This window comes from Streptomyces sp. NPDC058274 (assembly GCF_042881375.1).
Taxonomy (GTDB): Bacteria; Actinomycetota; Actinomycetes; order Streptomycetales; family Streptomycetaceae; genus Streptomyces.
In genome coordinates, this window is the sequence record NZ_JBHVXW010000007.1 from 111,968 (window position 1) to 118,785 (window position 6,818).

5 protein-coding genes are annotated in these 6,818 nt (G+C 69.9%); 2 read left to right on the forward strand and 3 right to left on the reverse strand.

Annotated elements, in window-relative coordinates; genetic code table 11:
* Nucleotides 1–32: 32 nt before the first annotated feature.
* The 3 genes from ACFVYF_RS16545 to ACFVYF_RS16555 are packed head-to-tail and all read right to left on the reverse strand — an operon-like array spanning nucleotide 33 to nucleotide 3,405.
* Entirely contained in the window at nucleotides 33–902 is an 870-nt protein-coding gene (locus ACFVYF_RS16545; RefSeq protein ID WP_389455909.1) for a carbohydrate ABC transporter permease, read from the reverse strand.
* 10 nt (nucleotides 903–912) lie between these two features.
* Nucleotides 913–1,908 (reverse strand): carbohydrate ABC transporter permease, encoded by a 996-nt coding sequence (locus ACFVYF_RS16550; RefSeq protein ID WP_389455910.1) that lies wholly within the window; start codon nucleotides 1,906–1,908, stop codon nucleotides 913–915.
* 9 nt (nucleotides 1,909–1,917) lie between these two features.
* Nucleotides 1,918–3,405: an ABC transporter substrate-binding protein gene (locus tag ACFVYF_RS16555; protein WP_389455911.1), complete on the reverse strand. Its 1,488-nt coding sequence runs from the start codon at nucleotides 3,403–3,405 to the stop codon at nucleotides 1,918–1,920.
* Nucleotides 3,406–3,714: 309 nt separating this feature from the next.
* On the opposite strand from ACFVYF_RS16555, the gene ACFVYF_RS16560 reads away from it, so the two are divergent.
* Nucleotides 3,715–4,749 (forward strand): LacI family DNA-binding transcriptional regulator, encoded by a 1,035-nt coding sequence (locus tag ACFVYF_RS16560; RefSeq protein ID WP_389455912.1) that lies wholly within the window; start codon nucleotides 3,715–3,717, stop codon nucleotides 4,747–4,749.
* A complete protein-coding gene (locus ACFVYF_RS16565) occupies nucleotides 4,746–6,698 on the forward strand; it encodes a DUF2264 domain-containing protein (protein ID WP_389455913.1) in 1,953 nt (650 codons plus the stop codon). Before ACFVYF_RS16560 ends, ACFVYF_RS16565 begins: the two co-directional genes overlap by 4 nt.
* The last annotated feature ends 120 nt before the right edge of the window (nucleotides 6,699–6,818 follow it).

The following is a 6,818-nucleotide window of genomic DNA, read 5'->3' on the forward strand; positions in this document are numbered from 1 at the left end:
GGCTCGGCCACCCGGCCGGCAGCTGCTCCTCCCTACTGCTTGACCGCCCCGGCCAGCCCGTTGATGAAGAACCGCTGCAGCACGATGAAGATCAGGACAATGGGCAGCAGGGTGATGACCGACCCCGCGCACACCAGGGTCCAGGCGGTGGAGTTCTGGCCGATGAAGTTGAACATGCCCACCGACAAGGTGTGCAGTTCGGGGCGGGAGAGGGTGAAGACCAGCGGGATGAAGAAGCTGTTCCAGGCGTTGATGCAGGCGAACAGGCCCACGGTCGCCAGCATCGGCCCGGACAGCGGCAACATGATCCGCCAGAAGATCTGGTGGAAGCTCGCCCCGTCCACCCGGGCCGCGTCCTCGAGACCCCGGTCGATCGTCGTGAAATACCCCATGAAGAGGAAGGTGCCGAAGACCATCCCGCCCGCCGACTGGACGATGACCACCGACCAGAGGGTGTTGAGGAGATGGAGCCGCTGGATCAGGTCGAAGACCGGGATGATCGTGTAGCCGTGCGGCAGGAAGAGCGTCACCCCGACCAGGCCCAGCCAGAGCTTCTTGCCGGGGAAGTCGGTGCGGGCCAGGACGTAGCCCGCCATGGAGGTGGCGAGCAGCGTCACGATGACCGTGCCGGTCGCGAACAGGACCGTGTTGACGAAGAACCGGCTGAAGTCCGCCTGCGTCCAGGCCTCGCTGTAGTTGGACCAGTGGAACTCGGACGGGACCGGGTTCAGGCCGCCGGAGAAGAAGCCGTCGGTGCTCTTCAGCGAGCTGCCCAGCGCCCAGAGGAACGGGTAGAGCCAGATGACGCCGCCGCCGAGCAAGGCGAGATAGAGCAGACCGCGCCGGCCTTGGCGCAGGCTCAGCCGCGTTCGCAGTCGCGGACGAGGGGTGAGGGTGAACATCGAGGCTCCTTCACTGGTGGGCGGCCGTGCGCCGTCGGCTGATCTGGCGCAGGGCGAGGACCTGCAGCGTGGAGAAGGCGATGAGCAGCAGTCCGTAGAGGAACGAGGCCGCGGAGGCCAGGCCGATGTCGGGCTGGGCGGCGGAGCCCGGGGAGCCGCCGAAGGCCAGGTGGTAGATGTACGTGTTGACGACCTCGGTGGCGAAGTACGGGCCGCCGCCGGTGAGGACCTGCACCAGGTCGAAGACCTGGAAGCTGCCGATGAAGGCCAGCACGACGATGACGACGCCGACTTGGCGCAGCATCGGGATGGTGATGCGGAAGAAGGACTGGACCGGGCCGCAGCCGTCGAGCTTCGCCGCCTCGTACAGCTCGGCCGGGATGGTCTGCAGTCCGGCGAGGAAGTAGACGAGGTTGTAACCGAGGGTGTGCCAGATGCCGATCGCGATGATCACGGCCAGGGCGGTGTGCGGGTTGCCGAGCCAGTCGATCTGCCCGTTGGTCATCCCGGTCTTGGCGAGCAGACTGCCTGCCGAGTCACCGAAGTTGGCGAGCATGAGCTGGATGACCACGCCGACCACGGCGGCCGAGGTGACGACGGGGATGAAGTAGACGGTCCGGAAGAACAGGGCGAACTTGAGCTTCGGGTTGTTCAGCACCAGCGCGAGGGCCAGCGCCAGCACCAGTTGCACCGGCACGAGCACGAACGCGTAGACGAAGGTGTGCTCGACGGCGCCCCAGAAGACGCGGTCGTGCAGGATCTGCCGGAAGTTGGCGAGGCCCACGTAGTCGCCGGGTTCGCCGATGCCGTTCCACCGGTAGAAGGTGTAGCCGAAGGAGGCGAAGATCGGGTAGATCACGAAGGCCAGCAACAGCACGGCCATCGGGGCCAGATAGGCGTACGACCACTTGGCGGCGCGGACTCGGTGCCAGAGGCCGGGCCGGGGAGCGACCGGTGGTGCGGTCCGGGGCGGCCGTTGGCGCTGACGGGTGGCGAGGAGTGACATCGTGGCGGCTCACGCCTTCTTCGTGGTGTACGGCTTGGTGGGATCCCAGTCCGCGAAGACGTAGTCGGACGTGCTGACCTTCTTGCCCTTCTTGGCCACCGCGGCGACCGCGTCGGACAGGAGCTGGAACTTCTTGTCGGCCAGGCTGCTCAGCGCGCTCTGTACGTCCTTGATCTGACCGGTGTAGATGCCGGTCACCACATCGCTGATGTCCGGCTTGGGTGCGCCGGGTGCGACGCCGGCCAGGTCCGGGTTGCGCACCAGGGGGACCGGGCCGCGCAGCACCTGCCGGGTCATGCCGACGAAGGCGGCGAAGGGCTTGGAGTCGATGCCGTCCGGGTCGTTGTCCGCGGGGTGGGCCGAGACGCCGTTGAGGTCCTTCACCCAGCGGCGCCCGGCGGCGGGGGACGTCAGCGCGTCGAGCCACTGGAACGCCTCGTGCGCCCTCTTGCTCTTGGCCGAGACCGCGGCGAAGGAGCCGTTGCCGACCGGGTCGGCGTAGTAGTAGCCCTTCGGGGTGGCGGTCGGCGAGGGCAGCGTGACCAGGCTGTAGTCGGTGAACTTGTGCTGGGTCCACTCGGGTTGGTTCCACACGCCGCCGACGGTCATACCGAACTTGCCGCGCTCGAAGAACGCGCGGGCCGCTTCGTCGGAGAGGCTGACGGAGTTGGGGTGGAAGAAGCCGCGCTTCTTCCACTCGACGAACAGCTCCAGGAAGTCGGCGTACGCCCGGTCGGTGCCGTACGTCCACTTGCCGACGCGGTAGTCCATGCCGGTGGCTGCGCCGGTGGGGGCGCCGCCGGGTGCGCCGGCGCCGCGTACGAACAGGTCCAGCCACCAGGCGAGGACTCCGATGCCGTCGGCGTTGCCGAAGCCGAGTCCGTACGACTTGCCGCCGCTCTTCTTGGTGATCGTCTGGGCGGCGCTGGTCACCTCGTCCCAGGTCCTGGGGATCTTGACGCTCCCGTCCGGGTTGGTCAGGCCGACGGACTTGAAGACACCGTGGTGGATGTAGAGCTGGTACAGCGGGCCCGAGCCCTTCAGCGGGGCCGAGTAGACCTTGCCGCCGAAGACGTTGGCGCCTTCCAGGAAGGTGCCCTCCGGGAAGCGCGACTGCCACTCGGGCGTCGCCCACTCGTCGAGCGGGCGCAGCCAGCCCTTGGCGACCTGCTCGGCGACGCTGGGCACCTGCGGGATCATGAAGACGTCCGGCGGGTTGCCGCTGCGGTTGGCGAGCGCGACCAGGTCCGGGTACTTGGCGTTCTGCTGGGTGGTCTTCTTGACGCTGACGCCGCTGTGGGCCTTCTCGAAGAGTTCTATCTCCTTGTCGACCCAGGGGGCCTGGGTGACGTACCAGTCCCAGTAGGTGAGCGCGTCCGCCGAGGCGGAGGGGGAGCCGGAGCCGCATGCGCTCAGGCCGCCGCCCAGTGCGACGGTGCCGGCGCCGAGTGCGGCGGTGCGCAGGAGGCCGCGTCTGGAGAGGTTCGACGAAGTCATCTGATGTTCCTCCGAGGCGGAGAAGAGGGATGCTGAACGGTGGCGTGTAACGTTCACTGAACCGTTTACAGTAACCGGGACGTTAAGGGTGCGTGTCACGGCCGTCAAGGGGTTCGACGAGGCTCTACGTGGCGATTCTCCCGAGCGCGGCAAACCCGACCAGCCCGGTAGCTGCCTGGGCGTAGAGAAACCCTGGCAAGTTGTGTAACTTTTTCATCGGTGTTACTTACATCGGCCGTTCGCCGGGGCGAGGAGAAGCAGAGCATGGCTCAAGGTCGGGGTTCCGCAGGTCGGGCGACGATTCGTGACGTGGCGTCGCGCGCAGGCGTGTCCGTCGCCACCGTCTCGCGGATCCTCAGCGGGGCGTACACGGCTCCCCCGGCCACACACGAGCGGGTCATGGAGGCCGTGCACGACCTCGACTACGTGGTCAACGCCAACGCCCGCTCCCTCACCACCGCTTCGGGGATGGTGGCGATGGTGGTCAACGACATCACCTCACCGTTCTTCATGAACGTCGCCTCCGGAGTGGAGGAGCAGGCCGTCGCCGACGGCCGGGTCTGTCTCGTCTGTTCCACCCAGGGCGTCCCGGAGCGCGAACTGTCGGTGATCAACCTGATGCGCCAGCGCGGCGCGGAGGCGATCATCCTGGTCGGCGGCATGGCCGAGACCGAGGAGCACCTCGCCCAACTCACCGCCGCCGCCGAGGGGATGGACCGGGCCGGCGCCCGCCTGGTGCTCTGCGGCCGGACGTGGCGGGGCGCGAAAGCACCGGTGGACGTCGTGGAGTGCGACATGGAGAGCGGCGCCTTCGCCGCCACCAGCCATCTGCTCTCCGCCGGCCACACCCGGGTGGCCCACCTGGCGGGCCCGCACGAGTTCAGCGTGGCGGGCCAGCGCCTCGAAGGCTACGAACGGGCGCTGCGCGCGCACGGCATCCAGCCCGATCCGGCGCTCGTCGCCGAGAGCGACATGACGCGCGAGTCCGGATACGAAGCGGCCTGCCGGCTGCTCACCGACACCGACGCCACCGCGATCTTCTGCGCCAACGACATGAGCGCCGCCGGCACCATCGCCGCCGCCCGCGACCTGGGCCGCTCGGTCCCCGACGACCTCTCCGTGGTCGGCTTCGACGACATCCCGCTCGCCGAGGACCTCTATCCGCGACTCACCACCGTGCATGTCCCCCAGCAGGAACTCGGCCGCTCCGCGACCCGCCTCGCCCTGCACCGCCGCCCCACCGATCCGCCGAGCCGCCGTGTCGTGCTCGGCTCGCACGTCGTCGTACGCCAGTCGGTGGCGCCCCCGGCCCGCCTCAACACCGTCGGAAGGGCGGACAGTTGATACCCGAAGACCGGCTCCTCTCCCCGTACACCGGCTGGACGCGTACGCACTGGGAGGCACTGGCCGACGCACAGCTGGCCGCCGTCCGCCCGTACGCCACCGACCGGCACGCCCTGCTCCACCTGCCCGGCCCCGCCAGCCGCTCCGGTCGGCACAGCGACGGCCTCGAAGGCTTCGCCCGCACTTTCCTGCTCGCCGGCTTCCGTCTGGCCCACTCCGGCGACACCGACCCGGGCGGCCACGCCGCGTGGTACGCCGAAGGCCTGGCCGCCGGCACCGACCCGCACTCCCCGGAACGCTGGCCGAGCATGCCCGAGTGCGGGCAGGCCAAGGTGGAGTGCGCGTCGGTGGCGATCGCGCTGCACGAGACGCGGCACTGGATCTGGGACCGGCTGGACGACGGCGTACGACAGCGGATCGTCGCCTGGATGACGGACCTGCTCCGCAGCGACGTCCCGGACAACAACTGGGTCTGGTTCCGGGCGATCACGTCGGCGTTCCTGCGCTCGGTCGGCGCCCCGTGGAGCGCGCCCGACATCGACCACGCGATCGAGCGGACGGAGGAGTGGTACGCGGGCGACGGCTGGTACGCCGACGGGGGCGGCTCGTTGCGGCACTTCGACTACTACTCGGGCTGGGCCATGCAGTACTACCCGCTGTGGTACTGCCGCATCTCCGGCGCCGACGCCGGCCCCGCCCTGCTCCCCCGCTACCGCGCCCGGCTGCGCCGCTATCTCGACGACGCCCAGCACCTCGTGGCGGCCGACGGCGCTCCGCTGTACCAGGGCCGCTCCCTCACGTACCGCTACGCGACGCTCTGCCCGCTGTGGGCCGGCGCGGTCTTCGACGCCACTCCCCTGCCCGCGGGCCGCACCCGCCGTCTGGCCAGCGGGGTGCTGCGGCACTTCACCGAGGCCGGCTGCTTCGACGGACGCGGGCTGCAACCGCTGGGCTGGCACGGGGAGTTCCCGGCCATCCGGCAGCCGTACTCCGGGCCCGGCTCGCCGTACTGGTCGAGCAAGGGCTTCGCCGGACTGGTGCTGCCCGCCGAGCATCCGGTGTGGACGGAGAAGGAGGAGGCGCTGCCGATCGAGACCCGGGACGTGCAACGGACGCTGACCGCCCCGGGGTGGCTCGTCTCCGGCACGGCCGCGGACGGCGTCGTACGCGTCGTCAACCACGGCAGCGACCACGCCTTCGGTGACGGCGTCGAGGTGGAGGCGGACGACCCGACGTACGCGCGCCTCGGCTACGCCTCCCACGCCGCCCCCGACAGCACGGAGGCGAGCCTGAACGACCCGCTCGACTCACACATCGCCCTGCTCGACGCCGAAGGGCGCCCTTCGCACCGCCGCCCGCTGACCCGGTTGCACCTCAGTGAGCGCACCGCCGTCTCCCGGCACCGCGCTCACTGGCCGCTCGGCCCCGTACCCACCCCGTACGCCCATGACCTCGCACCCAGCTTTCGCACGGGCCCGTGGATCACGACGGCGTCCGTGGTGAACGGCCCGCTGGAGGTGCGGCTCGCTCGGGTCGACGGCCCGGTTCAGGAGCCGCTGCGGCTGCGGCTCGGCGGCTACTGCCTGGCCGCAGCCGAGCCGCCGTTCACGCACGGAGGGACCGGACCCGGCGCCTGGGTGCGCCGCCCGGACGGCCTGTTCAGCACGGTGGTCGCGCTGCGCGGTTTCGACGAGGCGGGCATCACCACCGCACGGGACGCCAATGCCTTCGGCCCGCACTCGGCGACACCGTGGCTCGCCACGGCCGCGGAGGTCGAACCGGGCACGGTGTACGCCGCGTTGGTGTGCCTCTCCGGAGCGATCGAGGGGCCGGACGCGGCCGAAGCCGTACGCCTGGAGATCCGTTACGGCAGTGACGGCACCGCCCTCGCCTCCGTCACCTGGCCCGACAGCACCAAGGACAACGTCCGCCTGGAGGCGCCGAGTTAGCGAGCTGGTACGGCGTGGGGCGCGGGGTGTCCAGGGGGCCCCCCCCCCCCCCCCGGACACGTGGCGGACCTGGGGGACACGTGGAGTACGGCTCGATAACCTTGCCGACGCCACCATGAA